Origin of the sequence: Mesorhizobium sp. J428, from assembly GCF_024699925.1 — a bacterium.
GTDB lineage: Bacteria > Pseudomonadota > Alphaproteobacteria > Rhizobiales > Rhizobiaceae > Mesorhizobium_A.
Genome location: NZ_JAJOMX010000001.1, coordinates 1,132,096 through 1,148,909 on the forward strand (window position 1 = coordinate 1,132,096; position 16,814 = coordinate 1,148,909).

The window sequence follows — 16,814 nt, forward strand, 5'->3', positions numbered from 1 at the left end:
TCCAGATGACCGCAGCCATTGACGAGATGATCGCCGAACCTGCGGCCGCAGGCCGGAGCCGCGTCCGGGCCTCGGTCTTCGCGCGCTTTTCCGCTTATCTGCAGGCGGCGCCGCTGGCGCTCATCCTCGGCGCATTCCTGCTCCTGCCGATCCTGATGATCGCGATCGTGTCCTTCTGGGACTACGACTTTGCCGCGATGTATCCCGATTTCATCACCCTCAACTATGCCGAGACGCTCGGCTCCTGGGTGACATGGAAAACCTATCTCAACACGCTGAAATACGCGGCCATCGTCTGGGCGCTGACCATCTTCATCGGCTTCTGGGTCGCCTACTACCTCGCCTTCCACATCCGCACGACGACGATGCAGATGGTGCTCTTCCTCGTCTGCACGGTGCCGTTCCTGACCTCCAACATCATCCGGATGATCTCGTGGATCCCCGTGCTCGGCCGAAACGGCCTGGTGAACTCGGCGCTGGTCTCCTCGGGCATCGTCCCTGCCCCGATCGAATGGCTGCTCTATTCGGACTTTGCCGTCGTGCTGGCCATGGTCCATCTCTACACGCTGTTCATGGTGACGCCGATTTTCAACACGCTGATGCGCATCGACCGGTCGCTGGTCGAGGCCGCGCGCGACGCCGGCGCCACGAGCTGGCAGATCCTCACCAACGTCATCATCCCGCTCGCCAAGCCCGGCATGGCGATCGGCACCATCTTCGTCGTCACCCTGGTGATGGCCGACTTCTCGACCGTGCAGGTCATGTCCGGTGGCCAAAGCGCCTCGGTCGCCCTGATGATGAAGAACCAGATGTCGCTGCTGCAATATCCGGCCGCCGCCGCGAACGCGGTGGTGCTCTTGGTCCTCGTTCTCCTGATGGTCGCAGGCATCCTGCGCATCGTCGACATCCGCAAGGAGCTCTGAGCAATGTCGCACGAGAAGCGCACTTTCGAATTCTACGTCCTGTCGACCTTCTTCATCCTGTTCGTGCTGTTCCTCTACGGCCCGCTTTCGGCGATCCTGATCCTGTCCTTTCAGGGCCCGAACGGCGGCCTCACCTTCCCGCTGAACGGCGTGTCGCTGCACTGGTTCGCCAACCTGTTCGAGCGGCAGGCGGTTGGCGACTTCGGTGGCAGTTTCCGCCGCTCCTTCACGCTCGGTCTGATGGTGATGATCGTCACGGTCGTCGTGTCGCTGCTGGCGGGCCTTGCCTTCCGCCGCAAGTTCGTCGGCGCGACCGCGTTGTTCTACCTGTCGGTCGCCAGCCTTGTCGTGCCCTCGATCATCATCTCGCTCGGCATCGGCGTGTTGTTCCAGCAGGTCGGGATCAAGCCCTCCTGGTATGGCTCGGCCTTCGGCGCGCATCTCACCTGGACGCTGCCCTTCGGCGTGCTGATCATGTTCGCCGTCTTCAACCGTTTCTCGCCGTCCTATGAGGAGGCCGCCCGCGACCTCGGCGCCACCTCCTGGCAGACCTTCGCCCACGTGCTGCTGCCGATGATCGCGCCGAGCCTCATCGGCGTCGGCCTGTTCGGGTTCACGCTGTCTTACGACGAGTTCGCCCGTACGCTGATGACCGCAGGCACTTTCAACACGCTGCCGCTGGAAATCTACGGCATGACCACCAACGTCACGACGCCGGTCCTACGCGCTCGGCACCGTGACGACGCTCTTTTCCTTCCTGGTGATTGCGGCTACGCTCGGCATCATCGTCTGGCTCGGACGACGACGGACTCGCGGCTGATCCTGCATGCGCATTCTCGTCGTCAACCCGAACACCACCGCCTCGATGACCAAGACCATCGAGGCGGCCGCGGCCGCGGCCGCGGCCAGGGGAACCATGATCGAGGCGGCGACATCAGGCATGGGACCGGTATCGATCGAAGGCTATTACGACGAGGTCTTTGCGATGCCTGGCCTGCTCGCCGAGATCCGGCGTGGCGAGGCCGGCGGCGCGCAGGCGGCGGTGATTGCCTGCTTCGACGACACGGGGCTGGATGCCGCGCGTTCGATGGCCTCGATCCCGGTCATCGGCATCTGCGAGGCTGCACTTACGCTGGCTTCCTTTGTCGCGTCCCGCTTCACCGTAGTGACCACCAGTGAACGCTCGCGCGTGCCGGTGGAGGAACTGGTCCGCCGCTACGGCTTTGCCTCGCGCGCCAAGGTGCGCGTCGCGGGCGTGCCGGTGCTGGCGCTGGAGGACCCGACCTCGGGCGCGGTTGCGAAGCTCAAGGTGGAGATCGCCCGCGCGCTGGACGACGATCACGCCGAGGCGATCGTGCTCGGCTGCGCCGGCATGGCCGACCTCGCGGCGGCCATGCAGCGGGAATTCGGCCTGCCAGTTATCGACGGGGTCGGCGCGGCGGTGAAGCAGGCCGAGGCGCTGATCGCGCTTGGTCTGACGACCGGCAAGCGCGGCGCCTACGCCCCGCCGCTGCCCAAACGCTTCGCCGGCATGCTCGCCGATTTCGCTCCGCCGGTCACGTGATGGCCAGCGCTCCGGAAATCAAACCCCTGTCGCCGGCCGAGGTGGAGACGCTCGTCGGCTGGGCGGCAGGCGAAGGCTGGAACCCGGGTCTTGGCGATGCCGCCGCCTTCCGCATCGCCGACCCCGAAGGTTTCCTCGGCGCCTTCGTCGGCGGCGAGATGGTCGCCGGCATCGCGGCGATCGCCTACGGCGACGATTTCGGCTTCATCGGCCTCTACATCTGCCGGCCCGACCAGCGCGGAAAAGGCTACGGCAAGGCCGTGTGGGACGCGGGCATGGCGCGGCTTTCGGGCCGCACGATCGGTCTCGACGGCGTGCCGGCGCAGCAGGCAAACTATCGGAGCATGGGCTTCGAACCGGCCTACCGCACGCTGCGCTTCAGCGGCCGGGTTGCTGCATCCGCCATATCCGACACTCGCCCTGTCACACCCGATCTGTCCGCCGCGATACACGAATTCGACCGCATGTGTTTCCCGGCCGAACGGGACGATTTCCTGGCCGCCTGGCTGGGCCCGCCGCGGCTCTCGATGGCATCTGTTGCGAACGGGATCGTCCGGGGCTTCGGCGTGGCCCGCGCCTGCGGCGAGGGACACAAGATCGGCCCGCTGTTCGCGCGCGATGACGAGACCGCCGCGGCACTGCTTGCCTCACTCGCAACGACCTGCGGGAGCGAAGTTCACATCGATGTTCCCGACGCGCGATCCGGCTTCATAAATGGCCTCGTCGCCCTCGGTTTCACCTCCGGCTTCGAAACCGCGCGTATGTACAGTGGGACTTCTCCAACCTACCGGGACGATCTCGTGTTCGGCGTAACGTGTCTTGAGCTTGGATGAGGCATCGGGTGCCCGTCCCACATCGGCGCTGTCGTGTTTGATGCCGCGCACGGTAAGCCAATGTCCACTATCGAGTTGAAGACCGGTCGACTCTGATCCAGATCCGCTGCCGGTTGACGGCAAAATGGTACAGGCGCGTCGTGTTACATCACGCCTGCCTTCGACGAATCCACTGCCGTCGGAAGCCTCCGTCTTATCGACCCAGCACGTGTCGCAGCACGCGCAAAAGGTCAGCCTTGGGGTTCTCGGCCATTGCGGTTGCGCGCCAGGCGACATGATGGTCGGGCCGCACCAACAGGCAGCCATTGTCCCGGATTTCCGAGACCCTCGCCCACTCTCCGCTATGGTCTATATAGAACTGGCGCGGACCGATGACATGCGCGACGAGGTCGAGGCCGAGTTCTGCCCGAATCTCCTTTGCGGCCTCGGCCCAGGCTTCGCCGCCCAGCCCGGTCAGTATGGCAAAACGGCCATGGCCGCAGATATCGAGCGTTGAAACCTCTGCTCCGTCATCATGGCGGTAGAGCCACACATGAGGAAGCCGGGCGCCCGGCCAGGTTGTTGGCTGGTAGTGCAGATCGGCGTCGAGTTGGAAGGATGGCTCGATCTGTCCGTCTGTGACCACGGCATTCGAACTATAGCGCTGGTTCATCTCGACACCATGCGCGTCGAACTCATACTTCTTGAAGGCGATAGCCTTGCGGATCGCCTCGCGCTGCGCTTCGGCCGCCGGCGTCCCGCCGGTGCGGGCTGCAAGATTTGCCTGCATCTGTTCCGGACTGACACCCTCGGCCATCCCGAGCGCCGCAAAGATCGGCCCCGTTTCACCGATGGATTGATTGGCGCGGGTGACGATCTGCTTTGCGATCGGCGCGCGCTCCGCATTGTAGCTGTCGAGCAGGCGTTCGCCCGCCTGCTCCTTCAGCACCAGCGCCAGTTTCCAGCACAGGTTGAAAGAGTCCTGGATGGAGGTGTTGGAGCCGAGTCCGTTCGACGGCGGATGGCGATGGATTGCGTCGCCGACGCAGAACACCCGGCCATTCGAGATCGACGTGGCGTAGTAATTGTTCACTGTCCAGGTGTTGGCGGAAAGCAGCTCGATCTCCAGCTCGGGGTCGCCGACGAGCTGGCGCGCCACGCCGGTGGCGAACTCGGGTGTAACCTCGGGCTCCGGCCCGTTGATGTCGTAGCCCCAGACGATCAGCCACTCGTTCCATGGCCGCACCATGCGCACGAGCCCCATGCCGATGCCGCCGACATCGGCGCCGGGCTGCATGACCCAATAGAGAACCGACGGGCGGTGCGCGACATATTTGGACAGATCGGCCTTGAACAGGATATTCATCGAGCCGCCGACGCCCATCTTGCCTTCGAACGGCAAGCCGGCATGCTCGGCCACCAGCGATTTGCCGCCGTCCGCGCCGATCAGATATTTCGAGCGGATGGTGAATTCCTTGCCCGTCAGGCGGTCGAGGCAGGTCGTCGTGACCCCCGCTGTATCCTGCACATGCGACAGATATTCGGTCGACATGCGCGCCTGCGTGCCACGCGAACAGGCCGTCTTGAACAACAGCGGCTCCATGAAGGTCTGCGGCAGGTCGTTCATCTGCGTCGGCGACGACATCAGGTGTTCCGCCTTGGAAAGCGGATGGTTGCCCCAGGCCTTCATGCGACCGATCTCTTCGCCCGCGAGGCTCTCGCAAAAGATGTTCTCGCCCATCAGTTCCTGATGCGTCGCGAACATATAGGCTTCGTCCTCGACTTCGCGTCCGAGGTCGCGCAGCACCTCCATGGCGCGCTGGTTGGTGATATGGGCGCGCGGCGTGTTCGCCAGCCAGCGATAGCGGTTCACCGCCATGTTGGCGATGCCGTAGGTGGACAGAAGAGCCGCCGCCGCAGAACCTGCGGGGCCGGTGCCGATGATCAAAACATCGGTCGTGATATCAGCCATGAAAACTCCTCCCAGAAACTCAGATCCCAGAACTCAGGCGGGTTCCTCCCCGCATGCTTGATTCAGCCGGTGGGCGCCTCGCCCGCCCACGCTGCCTGTAACAGCGCCAAAATCGCTTCCCGCTCGATCAGGCGCGGATTCCAGTATGGGTTGGCCGTGGCCAGATCGGCGGCACGGCCAAGGTCCTCCGGCTTCATCCCAAGCTCGCGCAACGTCATCGGCGAGCCCGCGTTCTTCGCGAAGGTCCACAGCGCGAGGCCGGGCGGCCCGCCGCCGAACAGTTCCGCGACGGGCGCCAGAAGCTCCGGTACAGCCGCAGCGTTGTAGGCAATGGCGTGTGGCAGGATCACAGCATGCGTCTCCGCATGCGGCAGGTCGAAGCTCCCGCCCAGCGTGTGGCAGAGCTTGTGGTGCAGCGCCATGCCCACCTGCCCGAGCACGGTGCCGCACAGCCACGCGCCATAAAGCGTCTCTCCGCGCGTTGCCGGATCGGCAGGCGTTTCGATCACTTTTGGCAGGCTGTCGCGAAAGGCGCGCATACCCTCCACGGCCATCAAGGACGTGATGGGCGAACGGTCGCGCGCGTAAAGCCCCTCCGCCGCATGCGCCATGGCGTTCATTGCCGAGGTGACGGTCATACCGACGGGCAGGGTCGCGACAAGCTCGGCGTCGTAAATGATAATCTCGGGCTGCACCTTGGGGCTCGTCAGCGTCGTCTTCACGCCGTTTTCCGTCTGACCCAGAATGCCTGTAGCCTCCGACCCGGCATAGGTTGTCGGCACAACGATCTGCGGCAGATCTGTGCGCAGCGCTATGGCCTTGCCGAGACCGGTGGTGGAGCCGCCACCCACCGCGATGACGACATCGGCCTGCAGCTCTCGAGCGTACGCGGTGGCCTCCTCTGAAATGTCGACCGGCGTATGCATCGCCGCCTTGGTATAGCTGCCGACCGCACGGCCGGCGCAATAGGTCGAAAATTCTTCCGCCAGGGATTGCTGGTGCGGAGTAGTCAGAATCAAGGCGCGCTTGGCACCGAGCTCTTCGATTTCCGCGCCAATGGTTTTGCGCGCGCCAGCCCCGAACCGCACGCGAACGGCAGCACTGCGCGCCGTGAACTCCTCACGGAAGAACGACATCCGACTCCTCCCTTATGCTGTACACGCTATATCGAAACTGCAGGGATATTGATCGGATGATGCCAATATAATATCGCATTCCGTTATGAAACTGGACAGCGAGCATCTGGAGATACTGGCGGTCATCGTCGAAAAGGGCGGATTGACCGAAGGAGCTGATGTGCTTGGCAAGTCGCAGCCATCGGTTTCGCGCAGCATGGCGCTTCTGGAAGAGCGCGTCGGGATGCCGCTGTTTGAGCCCGGCCGGCGGCCGCTGCGACCGACCGAACTGGGCGCCAGTCTGGCGCGGCTCGGTGCGCGCATCCGCGCTGCCAATCAGGAAGCGAGCCTTCTCGTGCGTCGCTTCCGGCAGGGGCTGGCCGGGCGACTGCGCGTTGGCGGCTCGCCGATCTTCATGGACGGCGTGGTAGCAACCATGATTGCCGAATTCCAGTTTCGCCATTCGGACGTGCAGATCGACCAGTCCTACGGCTATCTCGATACGCTGGAGGTAGGCCTGCGCAATGGCGGGCTGGATGTCGCCATCCTGCCGCTGCATCCCAGTCGCATCCCGCCCGACATGGAGTTCACGCCACTGCTGTCGGGCAACAATGTGATAGCCTGTCGCGCTGCCCACCCACTGACTCGCGCACGTGCGATCACGTTGAACGACATCGCACCCTTTGCCTGGATCGCGCCACCGGCGAACAGCCCACTCTATCGCGATCTCGAACGGGCGCTGAAATCCATCGGCCAGGAAGATTTCCGGGTGAACTTTTCCGGCGGCACGCTGGCATCGATCCAGTCTGTTCTGGCGGGTTCCGACTCTCTGACTGTCCTGCCTTATTCCGTCGTCTTCCTGTCGCGCAACACGGTACCGCTGGAAGCGCTGCCGCTGAAGATAGACCACCCCGACCGCCAACTCGGATTGCTGACCGTGAAGGATCGTCAGGGTCCTCCGGCCGTGCGTCAGTTCAACACTTTCCTGCAGGCGGAATGCCAGCGGCTGCAAGCGCGCATGGATCATGAGCAGCAGGTTACCCGGCGACGCGGCTAGCAGGATGGGTGCGGCTCATTTCAGCGCAACATAGGTTTCCGCGTCCAGCGTCGCGATACGCACCGCAACATGCTGCCCGGTCGCCTTATGGACGCTATCGCGCGTCTTCTTCGCCACGGCCAGAACCGCCTCTCGTGTCCGCTCCGGCCGCGGCAGGACATGCATCTCGACATTGATGGCCGGCTGGTCCGGCAGCCCTACCACCGGGATCACGGCAAACTGGGTAGCAGCGAGATCTACCGAGAGCGCTTCGCAAAGCTGCGTCCGCAGGTCGGGCAGAATGCTCGCCAAGTCCTCCTGCACGGCGCGAAACCGGGTTTCGTCGACGAATATCTTCACATTGGGCATTGGAGCCTCAGATCGGAACCAGCACGAAGTCGAAAGGCGAGCGCCACAGCGTGTCGCCGTTCGTAACGTGCTCATAGGGCGCGATGAGTGTGTTCTTGACGCCGAACACCGCATCCGAGGAGAGGTATTCGTCGCCGCCGACGAAAGTGTGGGTGACGAGCTTCTGGTAGCCCGGCGCTGTGACGAGATAGTGCATATGCGCCGGCCGGTAAGGGTGGCGGCCGAGATGGCCGAGCATCTGGCCGACAGGGCCGTCATCGGGAATGGGATAGCTGACCGGCTTGATGCCGCGGAAGCTGTAGCGCCCGTCGGCCCCCGTGAAGAAGCGGCCACGATTGTTCCACTTCGGCTGGATGCCGGGCTGCTGCACGTCGTAGAATCCGTCCGCGTTGTCGGACCAAACGTCGACGCAGGCGCCCTCGATCGGCTTGCCGTCGAGGGCGAGCACACGGCCTTCGAACAGACAGCTTTCGCCCTTGCCGTCGAGAGTGATGTTGTCGCCCATCTGCCGGATCGGCGCATCATCGACGTGGAACGGCCCGAAGACAGTGTTCTCCGTCGCTCCCGGAGGTCGGCGGTTGTTGATTGCGTCGACGAGCATCGACATGCCCAGCACGTCGGAGAGAAGGATGAACTCCTGCCGCTCGGCTGAACAGATCTGCCCTGTGCGGGTAAGAAAGCCGATGCCGTATTCCCATTCGGCTTGTGTAAGCTGTGTCTCCTTGGCGAAGTCGTGCAGATGCCTGACCAAACTGGACATGACTTCGGCGAGGCGAGCATCTGTGTCTTTGCCCATGCGGCCGTTTACCGTGGCGATGGAATTGGCTTCGGTGAAGTAGCTCAACGTTTTTCCTTCCTCGAACATCATGAGACGGGATCGGATTTTGGCGCAGCATGGCCGAGCGGCAGCGGATCGAAGCCGATACGCTGGATGAAGCTGCCCCACAGGCCGTGGCGCGCGAACAGCATGATTGTGATGCCGATGACGCCGAGCATGATCAGATAGACCGTGCCGTAGTCGGACAGCAGCCGCTCGAGCGCGAAGAAAACCAGCACGCCGACAATAGGACCGGGCAGCGTGCCGATGCCCCCTATGACCACGATGAAGATGACGAAGGCGGTCCAGTCCAGCAGTGAGAAAGCAGCGTCCGGCGAGATTCGACCGATCTGGATGAAGATCAGCGCACCACAGATGCCGGTGCCGAAAGCCGTCAGCAGGAACACCAGCGCCTTGAGCCGCGTCGGGTCGACGCCCACCGAGCGCGCCGCGACCGGGTTGTCGCGCACCGCCTGCAGGCCGAGCCCCATGCGTGAGCGCAGGAAGGCCCAGCTCGACACCAGCAGAGCGACCACCAGCGCCAGTACCAGCCAGTAGGTCATGACGTCCACCGCGGCCGCCCTGGACAAGCCAAGCATGGCGCGCACCGAGTCAACGCCGAACATATTCTGCGCCGCGCCCTTGGGCAGCGAGGTGCCCGTGCCGCCGCCGAGTGCTTTCCACTGGCTGAAGGAAAGCCGCGCGATATCGGCGACGGCCCAGGTCCCAATGGCGAAGTAGGCGCCGTTCAACCTGAATGTGAAGAACGCCATCGGCACCGACAGCGCCATGGCGACGACGCCGCCAAGCAGCACACCGAGCAGCGGATCGAGCCCGCCGAGGATGACGGCGGCGAACATGGTGTAGGCGCCGATTCCAACGAACGCCTGCTGGCCGACCGAGACAAGCCCGGCGAAGCCGGCCAGCATGTTCCAGTTCAGCGCCAGGACCAGGAGGCACATGATCATGAACAGGTCTTGCACCATGGCCCGCGTGCCGATGACGAGTACCGCGGCCAGAAGCAGCAGGAGAGCAATCAGGCAGAGTGGCAGGAGAAGCTTCATCATGCCGGCCTCAGTCGTTCGCACGTGGAAAGAGGCCACGCGGACGCACGAGAAGCACCGCCACGAAGGCAAGGTGGCCGGCGAGGATCTGCCATTCCGGGCTGAGCGCCGCGCCGAGCGCCTGCGCGACCCCGATAACCAGCCCGCCGGCCAGCGTGCCCCAGAGGCTGCCTAGACCACCGATGATGACGGCCTCGAAGGCATAGAGCAGGCGCGCCGGCCCGATAGAGGGATCGAAGGTTGCGCGCGCGCCCAGATAGAGCGCGGCGATGGTAGCGACAACAAGCGCGATGCCGGTCGCCACCGCGAAGACTCGCTGCGGGCGGATGCCCATGAGCTGCGCCGTGACGGGGTCGTCGGAGGTGGCGCGGAAGGCGCGTCCGAGCGCAGTGCGGTAGAACAGCCAGTTCAGGCAGAGGATCACGCCGATGGCCGAGGCAAAGGTGATGACCGGCATCACGCCGACCGACACCGGCCCCAGCGCGATCGATTGCGCCTCGAGCGCGCCGACCGGCAGCTTTCGACTGTCGGCCGTGAAACCCTGCAGCAGCGCATTCTGAATGACGACGGAGAGGCCGAAGGTGACGAGCAGCGGCGGCAGTATGTCATCGCCCAGAACCCGGTTGAGCAGCGACGTCTGCAACAGCCATCCGAATGCGAACATCAGCGGCAGTGCCAGCAGCGCTGCGACAAACGGGTTCAGCCCCGTCGCCGTGCAGATGCCGAGGATCAGATAGGCGGCGAGCACGATCAGGTCGCCATGCGCAAGATTGACCAGGCGCATGATGCCGAAGACGAGGCTGAGCCCGCCCGCGAACAACGCGTAGAGTCCCCCCAGCAAAAGCCCCTGTACGAGTGTGTCGAACCAGATCATGCGTGGCTCACCCCGAAATAGGCGTCGTGGATGGCCTCGCGCGACAATTCGCTTGGATGACCGGACAGCGTGATGCGGCCCTCCATCATGCAATGCACCCGGTCCGCTACCTTCAGCGCCTGCCCGATATCCTGTTCCACAAGCATGATCGCGGTGCCGCTTTCACGGATCGTCGGGAAGGCCGCGTAGATCTCCTTGATCACTACAGGCGCCAGTCCGAGGCTCAATTCGTCGCACAGCAGGACCGACGGGTTTGACATCAGAGCGCGTCCGATCGCGACCATCTGCTGCTGCCCACCGGACAAGGCCGTGCCCGGCTGGGCGCGCCGCTCGCGCAGGATGGGGAACAACTCGAAGATCCGTTCAAGGCCCCAGAAGCCATTGCCCTTGCGGGCATGCGCGCCGATCCGCAAGTTCTCTTCCACGGACAGGCTGGGGAACAGGCGCCGGCCTTCCGGCACCATGGCGATGCCGGCGCACAGAATATCCGGCGCGGCGAGGCTGTGGATCGGTTTGCCATCCAGTTCGACGCTGCCGTCAGTCACGCGGGCAATACCGGTGATAGCCCGCATCAGCGTCGTCTTGCCGGCGCCATTCGCGCCGATGATCGCCATCGTCTGGCCGCGCTCAAGCCGAAGATCGACACCGAACAACGCCTGGAAGTCGCCGTAGTGAGCGGTAAGCCCCCGTATGTCCAGGAGTGCGCTCATGCCTCGATGCCCAGGTAGATCTCGCGTACCTCGCGCGTCGCCATTACCTCGTCGGGCTGACCGATCGTCAGTATCCTTCCAAAGTTCAGCACCATCAGCCGCGTCACCACCGAGGTCAGCGCGTGCAGCACATGCTCGATCCAGATGACCGCCATGCCCTGCGCATGGATGGCACGGACCGTCCCCACCAGTTCGCCGCATTCGGCCTCCGTTAGGCCGCCAGCGATCTCGTCCAGCAGGATGACCCGCGGACGTGTCGCCATGGCGCGTGCAAGTTCCAGCCGCTTGCGGCTGAGCAGCGGCAGCCCACCTGCCGCGCGATCCGCAACATGGGCAAGCCCCGTGCGGCGCAGGATATCCATCGCAGCATGCGGCGCCTCGGCGGCGGACATGCCGCCGCCGAAACGGGCAGCGACCAAAAGGTTCTCATAGACCGACAAATGGTCGAAAGGCTGCGGGATCTGGAACGAGCGGCCGATTCCGCTGGCGCAGCGCTGCATCGGGCTCTCGCCAGTGATGTCTCGACCATCGAGAAACACCCTTCCCGAATCCGGCCGCAAATTGCCGGTGATGAGGTTGAACAGGGTCGACTTGCCCGCGCCGTTCGGACCGATGATGCCAAGCGCCTCGCCCGGCTCCAACGAGAAGCCGATCTCATCGGCGACTTTAAGCGCCCCGAAACTCTTCGATACGCCCTGCAAGGACAGGATCGTCATCAGTTCCTCCCACCGCTCTCCTCAGCGGCACGTCTGCTTCTGTCATCCTAGGCGCAAATAGGCGTGAAGTTGATCGTATCACTCAGCAACAATATCGCTTTCCGTTATGAATTCACCGACGCGGGCGGGGGCCTCAGCGGAACACATCGCGGTATTCCATGTCCATCGGCATCAGGCTGGCGACACCATCCTGCGTCTCACGCAGGCGATGCCAGCGTCGGTCGAGATAGATCAGCGATTCCAGTTCCGGCGCGTGAGTATTTTCACCTTCCGTGTTGCCTTCTAGGAGTTCGGCAATCACCACCGTTGCCCCTTCGACGGGCAGGGTTCCACTGATGCGCGCACGAAACCAGGTTGCGACATCCGTGTAGCGCGGCTCGCCGGTCGGCAGCCGGTCCCAGGCGATACCCTGTCCAAAGCGGTCGACGCCGGGCGTCGCGCCCAGCCGGGCCAATGCGAGGTCGGAATAGCGCAGCAGATGGATCAGCATGGTGCCGGCCGCCAGCACAGGCTGCGTCGAGCCTGAGCGCGATGAAAGAGAGAACGCGACCGTAGGCGGGTCGGCACTGACGGAGATCAGCGACGAGACGGTCATCGCCACCGGATTACTGCCGGGATCGGCGGTAATGACGGCGACACCGGCGGGATGGCAGCGGAACGCCTCGCGAAAGGCCGTCTGCAGCGGAGTTGTGGTCATGTCGCTCTTCCCGGCCGCCGGGGCGATCCTCACCGCCCCGGCCAGCCGGCCTCATTTCTTCTCGATCAGATCGTAGAACTGCCAGACCCGGTCACTCCAAAGGCCGCCAAGGTCGCGGCCGGCGGATGTGACGATGGACGGCGCGATGGTGAAGTGGTTGGCAGCCACCATCATGTCGCGGAATGTGCGCTGGATGACACCGGCACGCAGGCCTGCGCCGCCTGACGCGCGATAGGCGAAATTGCAGAGATCGACGCCCGCTTCGTGGATCTGCGCTTTGGCGAGATGTACGAGGCTGATATTCCGTGTGGTCATCATCTTGCCGGCCTCGGCAGTCGCCTCGATGTCGCCCCACACCTCCATGACGAAGGCGCGCGCGGCGCGGTAGGAAGCCTCAGCCCGACCGTAGTCGTACCAGAACTTCTCGCTCTCCCCGAGCATGCCGGCGCGGCCGGATTTGCTGCGCGCGAACTTGGCGATCTCGTCCAGCATGCGGCGGCCCGCGCCCATGGCCCAGCCGGTGTGGCCGATGGCGGCCAGCCCGACGATGCCGAGGCTGAACAGCTCTTTGAGGCGCTGTGGCGGCGCCGTCAGGATCGGAAACACCAGGTCCTCGGCGATGAAGACGTCTTCGGCGGAATAGTCGATCGACCCCGTGCCCTTCAGCCCGAGCACGTCCCAGTTGCCGAGTTGCTTGTGCTCGGGGATGGGTGCGTGTGCGCACATCACGATGACGTTGCCGTCGGCATCCTTGGCAGGCTTTCCTGTGCCGTCATCCAGGAAGCAGGCGGAGTGCGACCAGGTGGCGTGAGAGAAGCCGGAGCCGTAGCTCCACTTGCCGGTCAAAGTGTAACCGCCGTCGACTTTCTTCAGCATGCCGAGCGGCGCGCCCTGCCCCGAGAAGCGGTTTTCGGTCCCCGGCCCGAACAGACGCTCCACCGCCGAGTCTGGCAGGAACGCTGCCGACATGGCGCCGATACAGCAATGCACCATGGACACCCAGCCGGCCGAACCGGACCACCATGTGACCGCCTCGATCAGTTGCAGCACCTCGGTCGGCCGCATTTGGGCACCGCCAAGCTGTTCTGTGGCCAAAAGATGCGAAAAACGCAGCGGCCTGAGCAGTTCGAAACTCTCCGTCGTCAGCTCGCCAGCAGCCTCATCGGCGGCGGCATTGGCTTCCAGTCGCGGACCGATCTCGGCAATCTTCTTCAAGACTTCCTTATGATCGACCGTATTGCCCCAATAGCCGTGCTTCATGGGCTTGTTCATGGCTGTGTTCTCCATTGGACAGGTACGATTCACGCGGCGAGGAAATCGCCGATCTTCTTCAGCGTTTCGGGTTTTTCCTGCATGACGAAATGGCCCGCGTCGGACACGGTCAGCAGACGGGCATCGGGCAGCGCATCGACCCAGAGCTGCGCCTGGCTGGCCGGCAGGAGCCGGTCCTCCGTGCCCCATACGACAAGCGTCGGATTGGCGATCCGCGCCAGGAAACGGCGCAGGTTAGGATGCCCCATCCCAAAGGGGGCCAGAACGCGCGCGGCCGTCTCGCCTTCACGGGCGCGATCCGCACCGAAGGCCTCGGCAAACCCGGCGTCGGACCCATCCGGAAAATAGCGCAGTGCAACAGACACGTCGTGCGCCAGGTAGCTCGGCAGATCTTGCGGCGCGACTGCGCCCAGATTGGTTGCCGGATGCGAGGGGTCATTCAGCCCGGCCGGCGCGATCAGCACCACCTTGTCGAACTTCTCGCGGGCGAGGCCGGCAAGCTCGGTGGCCATCCAGCCGCCCATGGAGAAGCCGATCAGATGCGGCTTTTCGGTCAGATTCAGCACGTCGAGCAGGTTCAGGTAGTGCACGATAAGATCGCTCATGCCCGCAAGATGTGGCGCCGCGCCTGAAAACCCCCAGCCCGGGTGGCTTGGGCATAGCACGCGAAACCTGTCCGCCAGCCCCTCGGCAAAATCGAAGCCTTCGAGCGTCGAGATGCCGTGCAGGAAGAGTATCGGCTTGCCCTTGCCGATTGCCTTCACAACGGTTTTGACGCCGCCGATGTCGTATTCAAGAGTTTCGAACTTCATGGCCATGATGGACCCTCCTCAGGCAACCTCCGGTTGGATCAGCACCTTGCATTGCGTGGTACGCTGACGCAGTCCCTCGAAGACCTGCGGCACAAGCGAAAGGTCGATCCTGTCGGTGATGATCTGTTGCGGCGCAAAGGGGCCGCCGGACAGGGCGTCCAGCGCTACGCCGAATTCGTTCTTCTGGTGGAAGAACACCGAGAAGATCAGGTCGATCTCCTTGGAGAGCGCCACGAAGGGATCCCACTCGTCTCCCCCGATGCACAGCCCGACGCCGATGACCCTGCCCTGAAGTCGCACCGCTTCGGTAGCTGCCTGGAGCAATCCGCGCTTGCCGACGCATTCGAACACGATGTCGGGCGGGCCGCCGCAAAGGTCGGCGATATTCTGCGACAACCTCTCGTTCGACAGGGCGAAATCCGTCGCGCCAAGTGCGAGCGCCCGATCGCGCTGGTAGGTATGCCTGTCCGCCATGACCACGCGGCTTGCGCCCATGCGACGCGCCCAGAAGGCAACCAGCAGACCGATCGGGCCGGCACCGAGGACCGCAACCCTGTCCCCCGGCTGCATGCCGGAGCGCACGATGCAGTGGAGCGCTACAGAGAGCGGCTCCGCCAGCGCTGCGTCCGCTACCGATATGCCGTCCGGCACCACACGGCACTGGCGCGCTGCGACGGTGACGTATTCGGCATAGCCGCCGCCGATGAGGACCAATTCGGCGCAGCGTGCCGGATCGCCGTCGACGCAGCGGGAGCAGCGACCACAGCCGCGCATGGGCACGACGGCCACCCTGTCGCCGCGCTGCAGATCATGCACATCCTTGCCTGTGGCCACGACTTCGCCGGCGATCTCATGGCCAAGAACGAAGCCGCCGCTCACCCCGAACGGCGCGGGATCCTCAGTGATGTGCAGATCGCTGCCGCAGATGCCGCACGCGGCGGTGCGCAGCACGACCTCGTCTGCGCCCGGCGAAGGATCCGGCACGTCGCCCACGCGAAGCGGGCTGCCTGTTGCGTCGAATATGACCGCCCTCATGGCTTTGCCTCCGTCACCTGAACGAGATGGCGCCGGATTGGGAACCAGGGGGCATCCCATCGCTTGGAGATCATCCCCCAGATGCCGCCACGGGCATAAAGCGCAACGAGCACGGTCATGACCCCAAGCACGACGAAGTAGCTCGCGCCGTAGGCACCGAACCAGCGCTCGGCCACGAAGTAGATCAAAGCGCCGATCAGCACGCCTTCGATGGAGGCGATCCCGCCAACCATGACGATGAAGATCGCGATGTTCGACCACATCGGATCGAAGGCGGATGGCGGATTGATGCGCAACTGCGCCATGAAATAAACGGCGCCTGCAAGGCCGCAACCGATCGCCGACGCGACATAGATCATGAAGCGCAGGCGGCGAACATCGACGCCCTGGCTCGCCGCCGCCACCGGATTGTCACGCATGGCGATCAACGCCAGTCCGAAACGCGAACGCAGGAACCAGTAGCTGCCGCCTATCGTCACCAGGATCATCAGCGCGCAAAGAAGCGACATCGCCACGTTGCGCTCGAAGGCCGAATACTCTCGCATGACGCCGAGCGACATGCCGGAGCCGGCGTTTACGAAAGTGAGGTTCGAGGCAGCCAACCGGAAGACTTCCGCCACGACCCAGGTCCCGATGGCGAAGTAGGGCCCGTCCAGCCGGTGCAGCAGCAGATAGCAGGGCACCGCCAGGACGGCGGGCACGAGCAGCGACAGAAATATCGCGACGAACGGATTAACGCCAAAGGTTTGCGCCAGCACGAACAATGCATAACCGGCGGTGCCGACGAACGCCTGTTGGCCCACGGAGACGAGCCCCGCATATCCGGCCATCATGTTCCACATCTGAGCGACAGCGATGTAGCAGCACAATTCGACGATCATGCGGATGGTGCCGGGCTTGGCCCACCAAGGCATCAGCACCAGGCCGATAACGGCGAAAACGAACACAGCCAGAGCCAGGCGCCCCGACAGAGTTTGCCGGCGAACAAGCACCGCGGGCAGTCCGGCAGCGGATGTCGAGCTCATG

General features: G+C 64.0%; 17 protein-coding genes and 1 pseudogene. 5 read left to right on the forward strand and 13 right to left on the reverse strand.

Annotated features, from left to right (window positions below):
- The first annotated feature begins 5 nt into the window (after nucleotides 1-5).
- The 4 genes and pseudogenes from LRS09_RS05680 to LRS09_RS05695 all read left to right on the forward strand — a co-directional run bounded on the left by LRS09_RS05680 (nucleotide 6) and on the right by LRS09_RS05695 (nucleotide 3,320).
- Complete coding sequence (locus LRS09_RS05680; RefSeq protein WP_257804836.1) at nucleotides 6-923, forward strand: ABC transporter permease; 918 nt, start codon at nucleotides 6-8, stop codon at nucleotides 921-923.
- Between the two features lie 3 nt (nucleotides 924-926).
- Nucleotides 927-1,743, forward strand: a pseudogene (locus tag LRS09_RS05685) (ABC transporter permease).
- A gap of 6 nt (nucleotides 1,744-1,749) precedes the next feature.
- Complete coding sequence (locus LRS09_RS05690) at nucleotides 1,750-2,487, forward strand: aspartate/glutamate racemase family protein (RefSeq protein ID WP_257804838.1); 738 nt, start codon at nucleotides 1,750-1,752, stop codon at nucleotides 2,485-2,487.
- Nucleotides 2,487-3,320, forward strand: coding sequence for a GNAT family N-acetyltransferase (locus LRS09_RS05695; RefSeq protein ID WP_257804840.1), 834 nt, complete (start codon nucleotides 2,487-2,489; stop codon nucleotides 3,318-3,320). The genes LRS09_RS05690 and LRS09_RS05695 overlap by 1 nt, the downstream gene beginning before the upstream one ends.
- Before the next feature lie 193 nt (nucleotides 3,321-3,513).
- On the opposite strand, the gene LRS09_RS05700 is transcribed toward LRS09_RS05695, so the two are convergent.
- A complete protein-coding gene (locus tag LRS09_RS05700; protein ID WP_257804842.1) occupies nucleotides 3,514-5,271 on the reverse strand; it encodes an FAD-dependent monooxygenase in 1,758 nt (585 codons plus the stop codon).
- A gap of 62 nt (nucleotides 5,272-5,333) precedes the next feature.
- Entirely contained in the window at nucleotides 5,334-6,407 is a 1,074-nt protein-coding gene (locus tag LRS09_RS05705) for a maleylacetate reductase (protein ID WP_257804843.1), read from the reverse strand.
- Nucleotides 6,408-6,492: 85 nt separating this feature from the next.
- Here LRS09_RS05705 and LRS09_RS05710 point away from each other — a divergent pair, with 85 nt between their 5' ends.
- Complete coding sequence (locus LRS09_RS05710; protein ID WP_257804845.1) at nucleotides 6,493-7,443, forward strand: LysR family transcriptional regulator; 951 nt, start codon at nucleotides 6,493-6,495, stop codon at nucleotides 7,441-7,443.
- A gap of 15 nt (nucleotides 7,444-7,458) precedes the next feature.
- On the opposite strand, the gene LRS09_RS05715 is transcribed toward LRS09_RS05710, so the two are convergent.
- The 11 genes from LRS09_RS05715 to LRS09_RS05765 form a co-directional block, all read right to left on the reverse strand.
- Nucleotides 7,459-7,791, reverse strand: a complete 333-nt coding sequence (locus LRS09_RS05715; RefSeq protein ID WP_257804846.1) for a hypothetical protein — start codon at nucleotides 7,789-7,791, stop codon at nucleotides 7,459-7,461.
- A gap of 7 nt (nucleotides 7,792-7,798) precedes the next feature.
- Nucleotides 7,799-8,587, reverse strand: coding sequence for an intradiol ring-cleavage dioxygenase (locus tag LRS09_RS05720; protein WP_257810135.1), 789 nt, complete (start codon nucleotides 8,585-8,587; stop codon nucleotides 7,799-7,801).
- A gap of 68 nt (nucleotides 8,588-8,655) precedes the next feature.
- The gene (locus LRS09_RS05725) at nucleotides 8,656-9,675 is read right to left on the reverse strand and encodes a branched-chain amino acid ABC transporter permease (protein WP_257804847.1); all 1,020 of its coding nucleotides are present in this window, start codon (nucleotides 9,673-9,675) and stop codon (nucleotides 8,656-8,658) included.
- Between the two features lie 7 nt (nucleotides 9,676-9,682).
- On the reverse strand, nucleotides 9,683-10,546 hold the full coding sequence (locus LRS09_RS05730) for a branched-chain amino acid ABC transporter permease (RefSeq protein ID WP_257804849.1): 864 nt from the start codon (nucleotides 10,544-10,546) through the stop codon (nucleotides 9,683-9,685).
- Nucleotides 10,543-11,256, reverse strand: coding sequence for an ABC transporter ATP-binding protein (locus LRS09_RS05735; RefSeq protein ID WP_257804850.1), 714 nt, complete (start codon nucleotides 11,254-11,256; stop codon nucleotides 10,543-10,545). Before LRS09_RS05735 ends, LRS09_RS05730 begins: the two co-directional genes overlap by 4 nt.
- A complete protein-coding gene (locus LRS09_RS05740; protein WP_257804852.1) occupies nucleotides 11,253-11,972 on the reverse strand; it encodes an ABC transporter ATP-binding protein in 720 nt (239 codons plus the stop codon). Before LRS09_RS05740 ends, LRS09_RS05735 begins: the two co-directional genes overlap by 4 nt.
- Before the next feature lie 133 nt (nucleotides 11,973-12,105).
- Nucleotides 12,106-12,669 carry a flavin reductase family protein gene (locus LRS09_RS05745; protein WP_257804853.1) on the reverse strand — a complete coding sequence of 188 codons (564 nt, stop codon included), beginning with the start codon at nucleotides 12,667-12,669 and terminating at the stop codon, nucleotides 12,106-12,108.
- A 51-nt stretch (nucleotides 12,670-12,720) separates the two neighbouring features.
- Nucleotides 12,721-13,941 carry an acyl-CoA dehydrogenase family protein gene (locus LRS09_RS05750; RefSeq protein ID WP_257804854.1) on the reverse strand — a complete coding sequence of 407 codons (1,221 nt, stop codon included), beginning with the start codon at nucleotides 13,939-13,941 and terminating at the stop codon, nucleotides 12,721-12,723.
- A gap of 29 nt (nucleotides 13,942-13,970) precedes the next feature.
- Complete coding sequence (locus LRS09_RS05755) at nucleotides 13,971-14,759, reverse strand: alpha/beta fold hydrolase (RefSeq protein WP_257804855.1); 789 nt, start codon at nucleotides 14,757-14,759, stop codon at nucleotides 13,971-13,973.
- Between the two features lie 12 nt (nucleotides 14,760-14,771).
- On the reverse strand, nucleotides 14,772-15,788 hold the full coding sequence (locus LRS09_RS05760; RefSeq protein WP_257804856.1) for a zinc-binding dehydrogenase: 1,017 nt from the start codon (nucleotides 15,786-15,788) through the stop codon (nucleotides 14,772-14,774).
- On the reverse strand, nucleotides 15,785-16,813 hold the full coding sequence (locus LRS09_RS05765) for a branched-chain amino acid ABC transporter permease (RefSeq protein ID WP_257804857.1): 1,029 nt from the start codon (nucleotides 16,811-16,813) through the stop codon (nucleotides 15,785-15,787). The genes LRS09_RS05760 and LRS09_RS05765 overlap by 4 nt, the downstream gene beginning before the upstream one ends.
- Nucleotide 16,814 lies beyond the last annotated feature (1 nt).